Here is a 16,195-nt window from a genome sequence, read left to right as displayed (position 1 = left end):
ATTACTCCGTCGGCAGACTTTTGCTCAGGCGTTCCACGACCCTGACCAGCTCTGCCACGGAGCGCACCTGCATCTTCTCCATCACGCGGCGGCGATGGACTTTCACCGTGATTTCGCTGACGCCCAGCTCGGCGGCAATCTGCTTGTTCAGCATGCCGCTAATCGCCAGCTGGAGCACTTCATGTTCGCGCGGCGTGAGGGACATATGGCGCTGCTTCAGAGCATAGTGCTCTTTATTGCGTGCGGCGTTGTTTTCCGCCAGCCGGAGCGCGGATTCAATGGCGTCGATAAGCGCGGCGGATTCAACCGGTTTGGTCAGAAACTCGTAGGCTCCGCCTTTGATGGCGCGAACCGACATGGGAATAGTACCGTGGCCGGTGAGAAAAATAATCGGGATCTCGCGTCCGCTGTCCCTGAGGGCATCAGCAACCTCGAAACCGGAGATGGTGGGCATTTGCATATCGAGGATCACGCATGAGGGCAGGTCCTCGAAGCGGTGCTGAAGAAACGCTTCTGCCGAGGAAAATCCGATGGCCTGTAAGCCTGCCGATTCCAGCAACCCGGCGACCGAGTGCCTGACGGCGTCATCGTCATCAACCACATACACAATGTGTTCCATTCACCGCCCCGGTGTGTGATCAGCAAAATTTGAGAGTAAAAACAGTCCCTTTCGATGGAAAGAGACGGTTTGCCATGCTCATTTATACTAACACATTAGCGACCATTATCATTTAACAATATGATAATGATATGAATATGAAGTGTAATCAAAATGTGGCCAGGTGGTGAGTGACGAAGCGCTGTTTTTATGCACCAACAAGCTCAATCCGGTTACCGTCGGGGTCGGCAATCACCGCCTCATAAAATCCGTCTCCCGTCATGCGCGGCGCGCTGAGCAGCGTGCCGTTTGCCCGTGCCGTCTCCGCCATGCTGTCCACCGTGGCTTTGCTGCCAACGTGCAGGGCGATATGCGCCCAGCCGATAAACTCCGGGAGCGCGGGCGCGTCGGGCAGCTCCGGGACGGTCATTAGCTCAATCGTTGGTCCGTCACCCAGGGTAATAAAATGGGATTCAAAGCCCGGACGATTTTTACTGACGTAGCGTGCGTTGCTGCGGCCATTAAACACCGTTTCCCAGAACTGAACCTGCGCGTCCAGGTTTCGGGTCCAGAGTGCGACATGTGCAATATTCATTATAACCCTCGTTGTTTGTGTTGCGCGGTTATGCAACATTATGCGCATTGATACTCGATTAGAATTCTTAAAGGACTTTAAATGCTCGATTATGCAGCTTTTCCTGAACAGCGACAAGAGCGGATCCGCCAGATCCTTCAGAAGAGCGGAAGGGTGGTCTGTACCGAGCTGGCGAGCCAGATGAACGTATCCGAACACACGATTCGCCGTGATTTACATGAACTTAGCAAAGAGGGCTATTGCAAAAAGGTCTACGGCGGCGCGGTGCTTCAGCTTCCGGATGCGGGTAATTTTTTAAGCCGCGAGCAGAAAATAAGTGCAGAAAAGCACACAATCGCGCATAAAGCAGCAACGCTGGTTCAGGCGGACGGGTGCATTTTTATCGACGCGGGGACAACAAACCTGGCGCTGGCGAAAGCCCTCCCGGCGGATCTCCACGTCACGGTGGTGACCAACTCCCCGGCCATCGCAACGGAGCTGCTGCGCCATCCCCTGTGCGAGGTGATCATCACCGGCGGGCAGATCCAGCGGGCATCCGGCGGGTCGGTGGGCGCCACGGCCGCTGGTCAGATCCAGGGGATTATCTTCGATCAGGCCTTTATTGGCGGCTGCGCGATGGATCCGCAGATGGGGCTCACTGGCTTTGACTTTGCCGACTGCGAATTCAAAAAAGCGGTTATCGCCCAGAGCAACCAGACCATCGTGGCCCTGACGGCAAATAAACTTCCCGGCGTGGCGCGCTTTGTGGTGGCGACGTGCCAGAACATCGATATGCTGGTGGTGGAAGAGGCGATGGCGCAGGACCTTGTCGACGCGTTTGCGGCACAGGACATTCGCATTGTGTGCGCCTGAGGACTTTCACGGGTAAAACAGGCTACACTCTGGTTTTGAGCGCTAAATGCTGAGGACATAACAATGCACTACACACTGAAAGACGGCGACAAGGATAAAGCGGAAGGGACACAGGGCGCACTGCAGCAAAAGCTGCTGGAATCCCGCTCGATTGTTATCTCCGGTGAAATCAACCAGGCGCTGGCAGAGAAAGTCATCACCCAGTTGATCCTGCTGCAAAGCGTGAGCAACGATCCGATCAAACTGTACATCAACAGCCAGGGCGGTCACGTGGAAGCCGGTGATACCATTCACGACTTCATCAAGTTCATCCGCCCGGACGTGCACGTGATCGGCACTGGTTGGGTGGCGAGCGCCGGGATCACCATCTTCCTGGCGGCGAAAAAAGAACATCGCTACTCGCTGCCAAACACCCGCTTTATGATCCACCAGCCGCTGGGCGGCGTGCGCGGTCAGGCGACGGATATTGAGATTGAAGCGCGCGAGATCATCCGCATGCTGGATCGCGTGAACAAGCTGATCGCTGATGCCACCGGCCAGCCGCTGGAAAAAGTGAAAAAAGATACCGATCGCAACTTCTGGATGTCTCCTGCAGAAGCGCTGGATTACGGCATTGTGGGTAAACTGATTACCCATTATGACGATCTGAAGCTGGATTAAGTTTTTATCGCCGTGTACGTGTCGGGTGGCGGCTACGCCTTACCCGACCTACGCGTGCTGGTTTGACCCATGACAAGTTCCCCCTCTGCCTTCTTGCCTATAATCGCGCCTGTTTCCCCTCTCACTGGTGCTATCCATGGCGTATCAACTGAACCTGAACTGGCCGGAATTTCTTGAGAAATACTGGCAAAAACAACCCGTTGTGCTGAAAAATGCCTTCCCGAATTTTGTCGACCCGATTACCCCGGACGAGCTGGCAGGCCTGGCGATGGAGCCGGAGGTCGATAGCCGTCTGGTGAGCCATTTCAACGGCAAATGGCAGGCCAGCAATGGTCCGTTTGAGCACTTCGACGGTCTGGGCGAAAGCGGCTGGTCGCTGCTGGCGCAGGCGGTAAACCACTGGCATATGCCGGCGGCGGAGCTGGTGCGCCCGTTCCGCGTGTTGCCGGACTGGCGTCTGGATGATCTCATGATCTCCTTCTCCGTGCCGGGCGGCGGCGTGGGGCCGCATATCGATCAGTACGATGTGTTCATCATTCAGGGGATGGGCAGCCGTCGCTGGCGCGTGGGTGACAAGCTGCCGATGCGTCAGTTCTGCCCGCATCCGGCGCTGCTGCACGTGGATCCGTTTGAACCGATCATCGACGAAGATCTGGCCCCGGGCGATATTCTCTACATTCCACCAGGATTCCCGCACGACGGCTTCACCCATGAAACCGCGCTGAACTACTCTGTGGGTTTCAGGGGGCCAAACGGCCGGGATCTGATCAGCAGCTTTGCCGATTACGCGCTGGAAAACGATCTGGGCGGAGAGCATTACAGCGATCCGGATCTGACCTGCCGCGAACACCCTGGGCGCATTGAGCAGTACGAGCTCGATCGCATTCGCCAGATGATGATCGACATGATCGGTAAGCCTGAGGATTTCACAAAATGGTTCGGCAGCTTTGTCTCCACGCCGCGTCACGAGCTGGATATTGCCGCCGCCGAGCCGCCGTATGCGCCTGAAGAGGTGCTGGACGCGCTGCAGGGGGGTGAGAGGTTGTCTCGCCTGAGCGGCCTGCGCGTGCTGAATATCAACGGCAGTTTCTTTATCAACAGCGAACAGCTGGAGACGGTAGACGCGAAGGCGGCGGATGCGCTGTGCCGCTACACCGAGCTGGGCCAGGCCGAGCTGGGCGATGCGCTGAACAACCCGGCGTTTGTCGAGGAGCTCACCGGGCTGATTAACCAGGGGTACTGGTACTTCGACGAGTAGTGCTGTACGGTTTTCTCCCTCTCCCTGTGGGAGAGGGCCGGGGTGAGGGCATCAGGCCGCACTAGCCCTCCTCCATCGCAATCACAATCGCTTCACCCATCTTCTTCAGCGCCTCGCGATGTTTCTCCGTCGGCGGTAGCGCCACGTTAATCCGCAGGCAGTTGCGGTACTTTCCGGAGGCGGAAAACAGCGACCCGGCCGCGGCCTGGATCTTCAGGCGACACAGCTGCTTGCTTACGCACACCATATCGACCTTCTCCGGCAGCTCCACCCACAGTAAAAAACTGCCCTGCGGGCGCGTCACGCATATGTCTGCCGGAAAATACTGCCGTACCCAGCAGGTATAGGTTTCCATATTCTGCTGATAAATCTGGCGCATACGCCGCACGTGGCGATGATAATGGCCGTCGCGGATAAACGCCGCCACCGCCATCTGCGTACCCGGCACGTTAAACCCACCCGCGGCGTATTTCATGTGCATCACCCGGTCGTAGTAGCGTCCCGGCACAATCCAGCCGACGCGTAACCCCGGCGCCACGGTTTTGGTAAACGAGCTGCAGAGGATCACGCGGCCATCAATATCCATGGAGTGAATGGTCCGCGGGCGCGGGTATTCCGCCGCCAGCTCGCCGTAGATATCATCCTCAACAATCACGATATCGTGCCGCTGGGCCAGAGCCAGCACCTGCTTCTTACGCGACTCCGGCATGATAAACCCAAGCGGATTATTGCAGTTGGGCACCAGGATCACCGCTTTGATGGGCCACTGCTCCAGTGCCAGCTCCAGTGCCTCAATGCTGATCCCGGTTTGCGAATCGGTCGGAATTTCTATCGCCTTGATGTCAAACCCGCGCAGCATCTGCATGGTGCCGTGGAACGACGGCGACTCGACCGCCACAATGTCTCCTGGTTTACAGACCGACAGCAGGGCGATGGAGAGCGCGCCGTGGCAGCCGTTGGTGATCACAATCTCGTTCGCCGCCACGGTGGAGCCCCCGTCCAGCATCAGCCGGGCGATTTGTTCGCGCAGCTCCAGACGGCCGTCGAGTACGTCATAGCTCAGCATTTCGGCGGGGTTGTGCTGTGCGATGCGGCTCATCTCACGCCACAGGGGCTTCAGGCTCGGCTGGTTAACGTCTGGCGAACCGCCGCCAAAGGAGATCATCTCTTTGTCGGCGCGGGCATCCAGCAGCATCATCACCTCATCCCACTGGGTGACGTCCACCGGGCGCTGCACCGGACGCGTCATGGCCGGCACCGGCGGCTGGGCCTTGCGCTTAGACACAAAATAGCCGGAGCGCGGCTGGGGGGTGATGAGCTGCAGGTTTTCGAGGATCTGATAGGCCTGCTGTATGGTGCTGATGCTCACGCCGTGCTCCTGGCTCAGCGCACGTACCGACGGCAGACGTTCACCGCTGCGATACAGCCCTTGTTCAATGCGTTCTGCCAGTAGATTGGCCAGATGTTGGTAGCGCGTCATGCTGTATCCTTTGTTGTCACCATACAGATTACAAAACCAGTACAGATTGCCGCAAAAAACGGCATGCAGATACTGTTTTAGCGGATCTGTATGTTAAACAAAAGTTGTTTTTGAGTCTGTATTGCTAAAGCCGTTTTCCACGATCATAGCCCCACTGACACGGTGAGGAGAGCATCATGGAATTCTACGAAAATCGTTCAAAACGTCCGTTTATCGCGTTTGTGTGGGTAGCGAAAACGCTGCGTAACTGGTATCGCGTCAACCGTACCCGCCGCATTCTGAGCCAGATGAGCGACGAGCAGCTCAAGGACGTTGGATTGTCCCGCAATGATATTTAAACCGTAAGCCGGGTAAGGCGCAGCCGCCACCCGGCAATGCTCAGCTGAACAGTTCAAGCGTCTGCTGTTTCGGCCTTTCCAGCAGTTCAACCGCCTCCTGATATGACCGCACGTTGTTATAGCCCATCACCAGCCCGTAGCGTTTGCCCGACCCGCGATACCACTCTGAAAGGGCATTCACCTGCAGCTGCTGCGCTTGCCAGCAGCACGCCACCTCCCGATCGTTGCTGCCTTTTGCCAGAAACGCCACGATATGCATTCCGCCGTCGTTTTGCTCGGTGAAAAACAGATCGCCATACACCTCACGCAGGGCGGCAATCATCCACTCCCGGCGGGTCTGGTACAGCGTGCGCATCTTCTTGAGATGACGGAAAAAATGTCCTTCGTTGAGAAAGGTCGTGAGGATTTTTTGCGTCAGTACCGGCTGGCCGCTGGCGACGATGTCGGCGCAGTCGGTAAACGCCTCAACCGTGCTGGCGGGCATCACGATGTAGCCCATGCGTAAGGACGGCATAATGGTTTTGCTGAAGGTGCCCATAAAGATCACCCGGTCATGGCGGTCGAGGCTTTTCAGCGACGGCAGCACCTTGCGGGTGTAGTGAAATTCCCCGTCATAGTCATCCTCAATGATCCACGCCTCATTCTGGCTCGCCCAGTCGAGAAGCTGCTGTTTACGCGGCAGCGAGAGCGTCACCGCCAGCGGGCTCTGGTGCGACGGGGTGACGATGGCAAAACGGGCGTCGCGGTGATGGCGCAACAGGTACTCCGTGTCGATACCGCTGCGATCGACCGGTACGGTGTGCAGACGCGGGACGATCCGCTTAAGCAACTGCTGGCCCATAAAATAGCCCGGATCTTCAAACACCACTTTGTCGCTGCGACTGGCGAGCGTATCAAGGATCAGGCGCAGGCTGCCGCTGTAGCCGCTGGTGATCGCGACCTGTTCGGCGGTACACGAAAGCCCACGCGAGATATTCAGATAGCGGGCAATAGCCTGGCGCAGCGGATACCAGCCCAGAACCGGCGGGTTGAGCATCTCTTCCGGACGCATGGAGCGCGTCGCCTGACCTGCCAGCAGCAGCCATTTTTTATAGGGAAAGCTGTCGAGAGAGGGAATGCCGGGGCGCAGAAAACCTGCCCGTTCACGCTGGCTGATAAGCGAGGCCGGGAGCGTACCGGTGGTCTGTTCCGTTGGCGCTGGCGTCGCCGGCAGCAAGAGATCCGGATTGACCCGCGTGCCGCGTGCGCCCTGGCTCACCAGATAACCTTCGCCGATCAGAATGGCATACGCCGTTTCGACGGTTTTGCGCGCCACTTTCAGCTCTTCGGCCAGTACGCGGATGGCGGGCACCTTATCGCCAGGCTTCAGCACGCCGCGGGTAATATTGTCGCGATAGCGGGTATAAATGTCGTGATAGCCCGGCTTCATGTCCTACCTCATTTCACGCTTTTTGTACCTTTTTACTATGTCATGATCCGCGTAGATTGTCCTCATCGCATGACACATGCTACACAAAAAGAGGAAAGACAATGAGCACTCGCGTAAACCACCATAAAGCCACCCCTGCCCTTGCCAACGCGCTGTCCGCCCTGAGCATGGAAGTGGCGAAAACCTCCATCGACCCGGCGCTGAAGCACCTGATCGACATTCGCGTTTCCCAGCTGAACGGCTGTACTTTCTGCCTGGACATGCACTCGAAAGAGGCCAAAATTGCCGGTGAGCGCGAACTGCGCCTCTACCACCTGGCGGCCTGGCGTGAGTCGCCGCTGTTCAGCGCCCGCGAGAAAGCGGCGCTGGCCTTCGCCGAAGCGTTGACCCAGATTGGCGTTCACGGGGTGAGCGACGCGCTGTACCGCAGCGTGGCGGAACACTTTTCTGACGTGGAGATTTCAGAGTTGAACTTCGCCATCGTGGCGATCAACGCCTGGAACCGTTTAGGTATCACCTCGCGCATGGCGCCCGGCTCGCTGGACGCGGCTTACGGGCTGAACAAGGCTAACCTGGAATAATCCCGCGCTCGCGGATCATCGCCACCAGCGCCCGCAACCCCGGCGGGATGTGGCGATGGCCCGGATAGTAAAGACGCAGCCCGGCAAACGGCTGCGTCCAGTCGTTTAACACGCTCACCAGTTCCCCGCTTTTCAGTTCATCCCGGATATAGAGTTCCGGCAAGAAGCCAATCCCCAGACCCGCTTTGACCGCGCGGATCGAGGCAAAAAGATCGGATGTCGCAAAACGCGGCGGCACGGCCAGAGCATACTCTTCTCCCCGGCGGGCCAGCTCCCAGCGGTAGATCCCGCCGTGGGCCATGCGCATCCCGATCCCCTGATGCAGCAGCAGATCCTCCGGCGTGTGCGGCATACCGTGGCGGGCAAAGTAGTCCGGTGTGGCGGTCACGAGCTGGCGGATCTCACCGGTCAGCGGCACGGCGATCATGTCCTGCGGCACCGCCTCTTCAAGGCGGATCCCGGCGTCGTAGCCTTCGGCGACGATATCGATCATCCGAGCCTCGCTCACCGTTTCAACACGCATTTTCGGGTAGCGGATCATAAAGTCGATCAGCAGCTGGTCCAGAAACAGGGTGCCAATATTGTTCGGCACGTTCAGGCGCAGGGTGCCTGCGGGTTCGCCGGTGTCGCTGTGGATCTCTTCCCCGGCCTGACGTATTTCCTGAAGCGCCGGGCCGATGCGCGCCACATAACGCTGCCCGGCGTCGGTGAGCGCCACGCTGCGGGTAGTGCGGTTAAAAAGACGCGTCTCGAGGCGGCTCTCCAGCCCGGCGATGGCATTGCTGACCGCCGTGGCGGACATGCCCAGCTCCAGGGCCGCACCGCGAAAACTGCCGCGTCGTACCACCGCCATCACCACTTCCAGCTCTGTTAACCCTGAACGATGCATAGATTATCCTGAAAATCGGAATAACCCTTGCAGCATAGCGTGGATTATCGCAACAGAGAAGCCGTGCCAGACTGTGCTCACACAGCCTGAGGAGGTTTATATGCACCACATCGAACAGATCTTTATTAACGGCGAGTTTGTTACCCCGCATGGCACCGAGCGTTTTGATTTATACAACCCGGCGACGGCACAGGTCATAGGGCAGGTGCGTCTGGCAGATGAGGTCGACGCTGAACGCGCCATTGCGGCAGCCAAAGCCGCTTTTCCGGCGTGGTCGCAGACCACAAAACAGGAACGCATCGTCGCGCTGAAACGCATGCATGCCGCTGTGGCCGCCCGTCATGACGAACTGCTGGAGGCGATTATCGAAGAGTACGGCGCACCGGCCGCGCGCTCGGCGTGGATGGCCAGTTATCCGGCCGATGTCATAGCCCAGGCGATTGAGGCCCTGGAGGCGTTTGAATTTTCATTTTCAGCAGGCGCGGCATCGGTGCAGATGACGCCGCTAGGCGTTGCGGGCCTGATCACGCCGTGGAACAGCGATGCGGGGTTTATCTGCGGTAAACTGGCGGCGGCGCTCGCGGCGGGCTGCACGGCGGTGATCAAGCCCAGTGAAATGAGCGCCCTGCAAACGCAGATTATCACCGGGGCGCTGCGTGATGCCGCATTGCCACCGGGCGTGTTTAATATCGTGACGGGGCGGGGTGATACGGTTGGTGAGACCATTAGCCGTCACCCGGACGTGGCGAAAATCTCGTTCACGGGGTCGACAAATACCGGCAAAGCGATTCTGCGTAACGCAGCGGAGAGTTTTAAGCGCGTCACGCTGGAGTTAGGCGGTAAATCGCCGACGATTTTGCTGGATGATGTCGATCTGGCCCAGGCGATCCCGCTGGTGATTCAGGCCGGATTTATGAACAGCGGCCAGGCGTGCGTGGCCGGCACCCGTATTCTGGTGCCGCAGTCGCGCAAGGCCGAGATGGAAACCGTCCTCGCGCAGGCGGTGGCGGCGGTGAAATCGGGCGATCCGCGCGATAGCGCGACAGAGATTGGCCCGATGGTCAGCGAAAAGCAGTGGCTGCGGGTACAGGGGTATATTCGCAAAGGGCTCGACGAAGGCGCGCGACTTCTGGCGGGGGGAGAAGGACGTCCCGAAGGCACGCGAGACGGCTGGTTTGTGCGCCCGACGCTGTTTACTGATGTGAACAACCAGATGACCATCGCGCGTGAGGAAATTTTTGGCCCGGTGCTGTGCATTATTCCTTATCAGGACGAAGCGGAGGCTGTCGCGATGGCCAACGATACCGAGTACGGCCTGAGCGCGATGGTGCTGGGTCGTGATACCGGGCGTGCGCGTCGCGTGGCGCAGCAGATTGTTTCTGGCCGCGTGCTGGTGAACACCCTCGCGCATGAGCCAAAAGCGCCGTTTGGCGGGTTTAAACATTCCGGGATGGGGCGTGAGATGGGGGAATGGGGGATCGGGGCGTTTATGGAGCCGAAGTCGATTGTGGGTTAAATCCTGCCCGGTGGCGCTACGCTTACCGGGTCTACAAAAACCGTAGGCCGGATAAGCGCAGCGCCATCCGGCACAACACTTCGCTCCATACCGAAGCATCCTTGTTATCTGTCCTGCATTCTCTCCACACCATCACAACGGAGAGACCTTCATGATCGCAGTCATTTTCGAAGCCAACGCCGCGCCGGCGCATCAGGCGCGCTACCTGCAGCTCGCGGCCGAACTTAAACCCCTGCTGGCAGATGTTGACGGTTTTATCGATATCGAACGTTTCCAGAGCCTGACCACCGACGGCAAAATTCTCTCGCTCTCCTGGTGGCGGGACGAAGAGGCTATCCGCAACTGGAAGCAGAACGTCTTTCATCAGGCCGCGCAGGCCGAGGGGCGGGAGTCGATTTTTACCTACTACCGCATTCGGGTGGCACAGCTGGTGCGGGAATACAGCGCCGAAAACGGAGGGCACGCGGATGTATGATGTTCATGTGATTTTTAACGATACGCCGGGTGAACTGGCGCGCTTTGGTCAACTGTTGGGCAGTAAGGGGATTGGGCTGGAAGGCGGTGGCGTATTCGGCGTTGAGGCACATTTTCTGGTGGAAGACGGCGAAAAAGCCCGCCATGTTCTGCTTGAGGCCGGATTTAACCTGAAAGCGGTTCGTCGGCCCATCATCAGAAAACTGCGGCAGGAGCGCCCCGGCGAGCTGGGGGAGATAGTTGCCGCTCTGGCGGCTCGCGGGGTGTCTATTCTTACCCAGTACAGCGACCACGCGAATCACCTCATTCTGCTGACGGATAATGATAAGCTGGCCGCAGCGATCACCGAACCCTGGGCAACCTATGTTAAAGACGAGCTTACCGCCAGATAACAGCGCAGCGCTGGAGCAGGCCATTGCCGCAGTGGCAACCGCAATGGCCGATCCGTCGCGCGTGAAAATGCTTTGTGCGCTGATGGACGGACGGGCGTGGACGGCCACCGAGCTGAGCGCGGCGGCGGATGTGGCACCGTCTACCGCCAGCGGGCACCTTGCGCGGCTGCTGGACGGAAAGCTCATTACCTGCCTGTCGCAGGGGCGCCATCGCTATTATCGCCTGGCAGGGCATGACGTAGCGGAGCTGGTCGAGCAGATGATGGGGCTGTCGTGGCACCGTATTTCCCCGCCGGAAACCAGCGCGCCAAAAGCCCTGCGTGAAGCCCGCACCTGCTACGACCATCTGGCGGGCGCGGTGGCGGTGCAGATCTACGATTTCATGCAGGCCGAGAGTTGGCTGGAGCCAGACGGTTCGGCACTGACCCTGTATGGCCGGGAGCAGTTCCTGAAACTCGGTATTCCGTTAAGCACGCATCCCCGCCGAAAGGCCTGCTGCGCCTGTCTGGACTGGAGCGAGCGGCGGTTTCATCTGGGCGGCGAAGCTGGTGCGGCGCTGCTCATGCATCTGGAAAGCAAGGGCTGGATCCAGCGGGTAGCGGGGTATCGGGAGGTGGTGCTTACGGCTTCGGGGAAGGGGGCCATTACCCGACATTTTAGCCGCTAAACTCCGCTGCGGGCTGTGCCCTCACCCCAACTCTCTCCTGCCGGGCTGAGGGTTCCCATAAATAATGTCTGCACAGACGGCTCCCTCTCCCTTTGGGAGAGGGCTGGGGTGAGGGGGAACATACGGCTGTGGAGGTCATTCCGTTCACTTTATGTTCCTTGCTACTCTGTAACAACATGACCCGTGAACGTGCCAGGGCGGCTCAATCGCCGCCGCCCTAGCGACCCGGGCTCCCGGCGGTAAATCGCCGCTTCGCGGTGCCCTCGGCTTATTCCTTCCGGCTTATCGGGGACGGGCGGATGTAACGTCCCTGTAAAGCCGCCCTCTCGGCGCATCCATGCGCCTCGCCCCGGCCTGCAGGAAACGCCTCAGCGATTTACAGCCGGACCAGGGCATCGCTGAATGCTCTCAGTCATTCTGAGAGCAGCGTTATCGCTTATAGTTAAAAAATTACTGGGGATCCCTCAGCCCGCCGGGAGAGTGAGATATCCTTTCGCAATTCCTGCGCTTTTGCCTCTCGTTTCTTGATACTTACCCTGATAACTATTATCTTGACGACGTGTTTCGAGAGGTCCCCCCATGAGTGAAGAACAACTGTTTTGCCGCAGGCCGATGGGCATGCGGATGGCGATGATCGTGCGTCAGTGGCGCGCCGTTATTGACGACGCCATTCTTGATACCGGGTTAACCCAGTCGAGCTGGACAGTGATGATGCAGCTTCATCAACTGGGGGATAACGTCTCGGTGAGTGAGCTGGCGGAGGTGCAGGGCATTGAACTGCCCCCGCTGATGCGCACCCTGACACAGCTGGAAAAGCAGGGATACCTGCTGCGCACCGTATCGCCGTATGACAAGCGCATCCGGCTTCTGACGCTGACGCCTGAGGGAAAAGCCATACTAAAAAGGCTCACCCAGGTGATTGAGACGTACCAGACGCGCGTATCGCAAAACATCGCGCCTGAGCATATCGAAATTTTCAGCGCCACCTTGAATCAAATCGCCTGCAATTTGCGGACAATCCGCGAAGAAGATAACAAGACCGAAAAATAATGACTCCTGAACAAAAGTTTGCCCGCTGGGTAAGGGTGAGTATTGCCTCTTTCCTGCTGATGTTTGTCTACTTTGTCGTCGCCGATATCTGGATCCCGCTGACGCCGGACTCCACTGTGATGCGCGTGGTGACGCCGGTTTCACCGCGCGTCTCCGGCTATGTAGCGGCCGTGCACGTACACAACAACAGCCAGGTGAAGCGGGGCGACCTGCTGTTTGAGCTGGATGACACGCCGTTTCGCAATAAAGTGGAAGCGGCGCAAATCGCGCTTGAGCAGGCACGTCTGTCCAATGAACAGCTGGACGCGCAGATCGCCGCCGCTCAGGCCAGCCTGAAAACCGCCGTGCTGACCGCGCGTAACGACAAAGTGACCTTTGACCGCTACCAGAAGCTGAGCACGTTACAGAACGTTTCGCAGGCGGATCTGGATAAGGTCCGTACCACCTGGCAGAGCAGCGAGCAGTCCGTGAGCTCGATTCAGGCGAACATCCATAACCTGCGCATCCAGCGCGGCGAGCGGGAAGAGCACCGCAACGTGACGCTGCAAAAATACCGTAACGCACTGGATGAGGCGGAGCTGAACCTCGGCTGGACGAAAGTTTACGCCCAGGCGGACGGCACGGTCAGCAACCTGCAACTAAGCCCCGGGTTTTATGCCTCGTCCGGCTCGGCCGCGCTGGCGCTGGTGAATAACCAGACCGATATTGTGGCGGATTTTCGTGAGAAGAGTCTGCGTCACACCCGTCAGGGGACCGATGCCGCCGTGGTGTTTGACGCCTTTCCGGGCCAGGTTTTCCGCGCCCACGTGACCAGCAGTGATGCGGGGATCCTTGCCGGACAGGAGGCGGTGAGCGGCGAACTGTCCGCCCCGGAAACGTCCAACCGTTGGGTGCGCGATGCCCAGCGAATGCGTATTCACGTGGCGCTGGATGAGGCGCTGCCGAAGCCGCTCCCGACCGGCGCTCGCGCCACCGTGCAGCTCTACAACAGCGAAGGGCCGTTTGCGCGCTTCTTCTCCGGGATGCAAATCCACCTGGTGAGCCTGCTCCACTATGTCTATTAGCACCCTGGCGCGGGTCTTTACCCCGCACGGCAACATCGTTTACACGGCCAATGACTTCCGCCAGACCCTGCGCATCGTCTTCGCCGGGATGATCGCCCTGAGCATTTCGAGTTTCTACAACACCAGCTACGGCGTGTTTTTTGTAGTCTACCCGATCATGCTCCTTTCGCTGGTGCCGGTATTTAACCGCCACGTGGCGAAGCAGTTTATCTTCAGCGCGTCGCTGAACTGCGTCGAAATGGTGATTATCATCGGCTATTTATCGCAATAGCCGGTCATTATGACGCTGGTGGTGTTTGCCCTGTACGTGATGCGTTTTCGTTTTATGAGCAAGGGGCCGCTGTTCCTGTTCGGCTCAATGGGCGTGGTATGCCAGAGCGTGATGCTCAACTTTATGAGCTACCCCACCACCAACTGGCACACGCTTTTGTTCTCCAACATCGAAGCGAGCGTAATGGCGGTGTGTCTGAGCGCGTTGATGAACTACCTGCTGCCGGATGTTGAGCCGCGTAGGCCCCCGCCGCTGATCGAAAAAGACGCCGCCCGGGTTCGCCATGAGTCGCTGCTCTCCGGCACCGTCGCGACGATGATTTTCGTCGTTTTTCAGATGAGCGATTTGAGCGATTCACTCTCGGCGCTGATGGCGGGGATTTTGATTCTGTTCCCGATGCACTATCGTGGCGCGGTGATGAGTTCTATCTGGCGCGTGGTCGGCGTGGTGCTGGGCTGTCTCTATATTCTGGTCGTCCAGCTTATCCTCTACGATCACAGCAGCCATATGCTGCTGATGATGCCGCTGATCGGACTCGGTCTGGCGTTTGGCGCGCGCCTGCATGTGATGGAGAAGGTCGGTGCCGGAGTGGGGTTTTCCAGTATTACCACCATCGGCATTATGTTCGGGCAGAACATGCACCCGGACAGCGACCTTGTGTTCAGCGATCTGTATCGCATCACGTCCGTCACTTTTTCGCTGGTGGCGACGCTGACGATGGTTTTTCTGGTGCACTTGATCCTCAATCGCTTTGAGGCGACGCGCTACGTCATTGCGCCGCCCAAAGCGGATTAATGCGTAAGCACAGTGGGCAACTGCGAGAGTAAAAACAGGATCAGACCAATCGTCCCGCCCACCAGCGTGCCGTTGACGCGGATAAACTGCAAATCTTTGCCGATATTAAGCTCGATCTGGCGGGACATGTCTTTGGCATCCCAGCTTTTGACCGTGTCGCTGATATGGCGAGTGAGAAACACAGCGAAATCCGGTGCCACGCGGTGCGCCGCCTGCTCCAGGTGCTCGTTCAGCGATGCCCGCAGGCTGGCGTCAGCGAGCAGCGTTTCGCCAAACCACAGCCCGGCGTTGGCGATGCGCTGCTTCACGCGTGAATCCTCACGTTGCATATCCGCTTTCAGCCACTGACGCAGGTCGGCCCACATTTCACCCAGATAGCGGTTAAACGCGTCATCGTTCTTCAGGTAGTGCTTGATGTTCTCTGCCTTCGCGGCCATCTCCGGATCGTTTTTCAGGTTGTCGATAAACTTCAGCGTGGCGCGGTCAAACGCCTGGCGGATCTGGTGCGTGCGGTCGTGGCTGATATCGTCCAGCAGGGTATTCACCGCGTTCGACACCATCTCCGCGCTCTGATCGCCCAGCCACTCGGTGGGCAGCACCATCGCCTTGCGCGGATGCTCGGTCTTGAGCCAGTGGACAATCTGGTCGGCAATAAATTCCCGCGTGCTGTCCCGCTGGATAAGCGTAATCAGTCGGTTGATGATGGCGTCCAGCATTGCCTGATGACGATTGTTACGGGTCATGCTCTCCAGCATCACCGCGCTGGTTTCGGTGAAGTCCACTTTGTCGATGGCCTTATGCACCGCCCGTTTGAGCAGGCGCTGAATGCGCCCGTCATCGGTCAGCTCCAGAAAACCGCCCATCACCTGCATCAGATGCAACCCGACACGCTGGGCATTGTCGGGCTTGCTAAACCAGGTGCCAATCATCTGCGCCGGTTCATAGCGGCGGATCAGCGCCACCAGCGACTGGGTATCGAGAAACTTCTCCTGCACGAACTGGCCGAGATTATCGCCAATCCGGTCTTTATTGCGCGGGATAATCGCCGTATGGCGCGAGATAAACGGAATGGGCACCCGGCGAAACAGCGCGACGACCGCAAACCAGTCTGCCAGCGCGCCAACCATCGCCGCCTCGGCAATGGCCTTCACGCCGCGTACCCAGAAGGTTTGCGGCAGAAACAGGGTGGTGATAAACGCCGCGACGGCAATCAGCAGCAGCGACAGCGCCAGCAGCTTGGCGCGTTTGAGTTCAGCGATTTTTTCCATGGGTTAAGGATAGAGGGA

The 16,195-nt window shown here is 58.5% G+C and carries 17 protein-coding genes and 1 pseudogene; 12 read left to right on the top strand and 6 right to left on the bottom strand.

Annotated elements, in window-relative coordinates; genetic code table 11:
- Position 1: 1 nt before the first annotated feature.
- Both ACTJJI_RS11250 and ACTJJI_RS11245 read right to left on the bottom strand, forming a co-directional pair.
- Positions 2–619 (bottom strand): response regulator transcription factor, encoded by a 618-nt coding sequence (locus ACTJJI_RS11250; RefSeq protein ID WP_046887643.1) that lies wholly within the window; start codon positions 617–619, stop codon positions 2–4.
- 187 nt (positions 620–806) lie between these two features.
- Entirely contained in the window at positions 807–1,193 is a 387-nt protein-coding gene (locus ACTJJI_RS11245; RefSeq protein ID WP_440654068.1) for a VOC family protein, read from the bottom strand.
- Positions 1,194–1,274: 81 nt separating this feature from the next.
- On the opposite strand from ACTJJI_RS11245, the gene ACTJJI_RS11240 reads away from it, so the two are divergent.
- The 3 genes from ACTJJI_RS11240 to ACTJJI_RS11230 all read left to right on the top strand — a co-directional run bounded on the left by ACTJJI_RS11240 (position 1,275) and on the right by ACTJJI_RS11230 (position 3,963).
- The gene (locus ACTJJI_RS11240) at positions 1,275–2,045 is read left to right on the top strand and encodes a DeoR/GlpR family DNA-binding transcription regulator (protein WP_440654066.1); all 771 of its coding nucleotides are present in this window, start codon (positions 1,275–1,277) and stop codon (positions 2,043–2,045) included.
- A 63-nt stretch (positions 2,046–2,108) separates the two neighbouring features.
- A complete protein-coding gene (locus ACTJJI_RS11235; protein ID WP_014830505.1) occupies positions 2,109–2,705 on the top strand; it encodes an ATP-dependent Clp protease proteolytic subunit in 597 nt (198 codons plus the stop codon).
- Positions 2,706–2,841: 136 nt separating this feature from the next.
- Positions 2,842–3,963 carry a ribosomal protein uL16 3-hydroxylase gene (locus ACTJJI_RS11230; protein WP_232943447.1) on the top strand — a complete coding sequence of 374 codons (1,122 nt, stop codon included), beginning with the start codon at positions 2,842–2,844 and terminating at the stop codon, positions 3,961–3,963.
- 61 nt (positions 3,964–4,024) lie between these two features.
- On the opposite strand, the gene ACTJJI_RS11225 is transcribed toward ACTJJI_RS11230, so the two are convergent.
- Positions 4,025–5,443, bottom strand: coding sequence for an aminotransferase-like domain-containing protein (locus tag ACTJJI_RS11225; RefSeq protein WP_046887651.1), 1,419 nt, complete (start codon positions 5,441–5,443; stop codon positions 4,025–4,027).
- A gap of 176 nt (positions 5,444–5,619) precedes the next feature.
- Here ACTJJI_RS11225 and ACTJJI_RS11220 point away from each other — a divergent pair, with 176 nt between their 5' ends.
- Positions 5,620–5,781, top strand: a complete 162-nt coding sequence (locus ACTJJI_RS11220) for a DUF1127 domain-containing protein (protein ID WP_014830508.1) — start codon at positions 5,620–5,622, stop codon at positions 5,779–5,781.
- Between the two features lie 40 nt (positions 5,782–5,821).
- On the opposite strand, the gene pdxR is transcribed toward ACTJJI_RS11220, so the two are convergent.
- Positions 5,822–7,210, bottom strand: a complete 1,389-nt coding sequence (pdxR, locus tag ACTJJI_RS11215) for a MocR-like pyridoxine biosynthesis transcription factor PdxR (RefSeq protein ID WP_440654062.1) — start codon at positions 7,208–7,210, stop codon at positions 5,822–5,824.
- Between the two features lie 101 nt (positions 7,211–7,311).
- On the opposite strand from pdxR, the gene ACTJJI_RS11210 reads away from it, so the two are divergent.
- Positions 7,312–7,791, top strand: coding sequence for a carboxymuconolactone decarboxylase family protein (locus ACTJJI_RS11210; protein WP_014830510.1), 480 nt, complete (start codon positions 7,312–7,314; stop codon positions 7,789–7,791).
- Here ACTJJI_RS11210 and ACTJJI_RS11205 read toward each other — a convergent pair.
- Positions 7,778–8,680 (bottom strand): LysR family transcriptional regulator, encoded by a 903-nt coding sequence (locus tag ACTJJI_RS11205; protein ID WP_440654060.1) that lies wholly within the window; start codon positions 8,678–8,680, stop codon positions 7,778–7,780. The two genes, ACTJJI_RS11210 and ACTJJI_RS11205, sit on opposite strands and share 14 nt — an antisense overlap.
- A 100-nt stretch (positions 8,681–8,780) precedes the next feature.
- Here ACTJJI_RS11205 and ACTJJI_RS11200 point away from each other — a divergent pair, with 100 nt between their 5' ends.
- The 7 genes and pseudogenes from ACTJJI_RS11200 (at position 8,781) to ACTJJI_RS11170 (ending at position 14,909) form a co-directional block, all read left to right on the top strand.
- Positions 8,781–10,196 carry an aldehyde dehydrogenase family protein gene (locus ACTJJI_RS11200; protein ID WP_440654058.1) on the top strand — a complete coding sequence of 472 codons (1,416 nt, stop codon included), beginning with the start codon at positions 8,781–8,783 and terminating at the stop codon, positions 10,194–10,196.
- Positions 10,197–10,347: 151 nt separating this feature from the next.
- Entirely contained in the window at positions 10,348–10,671 is a 324-nt protein-coding gene (locus ACTJJI_RS11195) for an antibiotic biosynthesis monooxygenase family protein (protein ID WP_014830513.1), read from the top strand.
- On the top strand, positions 10,664–11,062 hold the full coding sequence (locus tag ACTJJI_RS11190) for an amino acid-binding protein (protein ID WP_440654056.1): 399 nt from the start codon (positions 10,664–10,666) through the stop codon (positions 11,060–11,062). The genes ACTJJI_RS11195 and ACTJJI_RS11190 overlap by 8 nt, the downstream gene beginning before the upstream one ends.
- Positions 11,034–11,729, top strand: coding sequence for an ArsR/SmtB family transcription factor (locus ACTJJI_RS11185; protein WP_248063328.1), 696 nt, complete (start codon positions 11,034–11,036; stop codon positions 11,727–11,729). The genes ACTJJI_RS11190 and ACTJJI_RS11185 overlap by 29 nt, the downstream gene beginning before the upstream one ends.
- 579 nt (positions 11,730–12,308) lie before the next feature.
- Positions 12,309–12,779: a MarR family winged helix-turn-helix transcriptional regulator gene (locus ACTJJI_RS11180; protein ID WP_013095432.1), complete on the top strand. Its 471-nt coding sequence runs from the start codon at positions 12,309–12,311 to the stop codon at positions 12,777–12,779.
- The gene (locus ACTJJI_RS11175; protein ID WP_170289911.1) at positions 12,776–13,843 is read left to right on the top strand and encodes an HlyD family secretion protein; all 1,068 of its coding nucleotides are present in this window, start codon (positions 12,776–12,778) and stop codon (positions 13,841–13,843) included. The genes ACTJJI_RS11180 and ACTJJI_RS11175 overlap by 4 nt, the downstream gene beginning before the upstream one ends.
- Positions 13,833–14,909: pseudogene (locus ACTJJI_RS11170) on the top strand (DUF2955 domain-containing protein). Before ACTJJI_RS11175 ends, ACTJJI_RS11170 begins: the two are co-directional and overlap by 11 nt.
- On the opposite strand, the gene ACTJJI_RS11165 reads toward ACTJJI_RS11170, so the two are convergent.
- Entirely contained in the window at positions 14,906–16,177 is a 1,272-nt protein-coding gene (locus tag ACTJJI_RS11165; protein ID WP_440654053.1) for a DUF445 domain-containing protein, read from the bottom strand. The pseudogene ACTJJI_RS11170 and the gene ACTJJI_RS11165 sit on opposite strands and share 4 nt — an antisense overlap.
- Positions 16,178–16,195 lie beyond the last annotated feature (18 nt).

Source organism: Enterobacter sp. 22466 (assembly GCF_052044775.1).
GTDB lineage: Bacteria > Pseudomonadota > Gammaproteobacteria > Enterobacterales > Enterobacteriaceae > Enterobacter > Enterobacter dissolvens.
The sequence above is the reverse complement of the archived record's forward strand: the minus strand, read 5'-3'. Positions and strand labels throughout refer to the sequence as shown.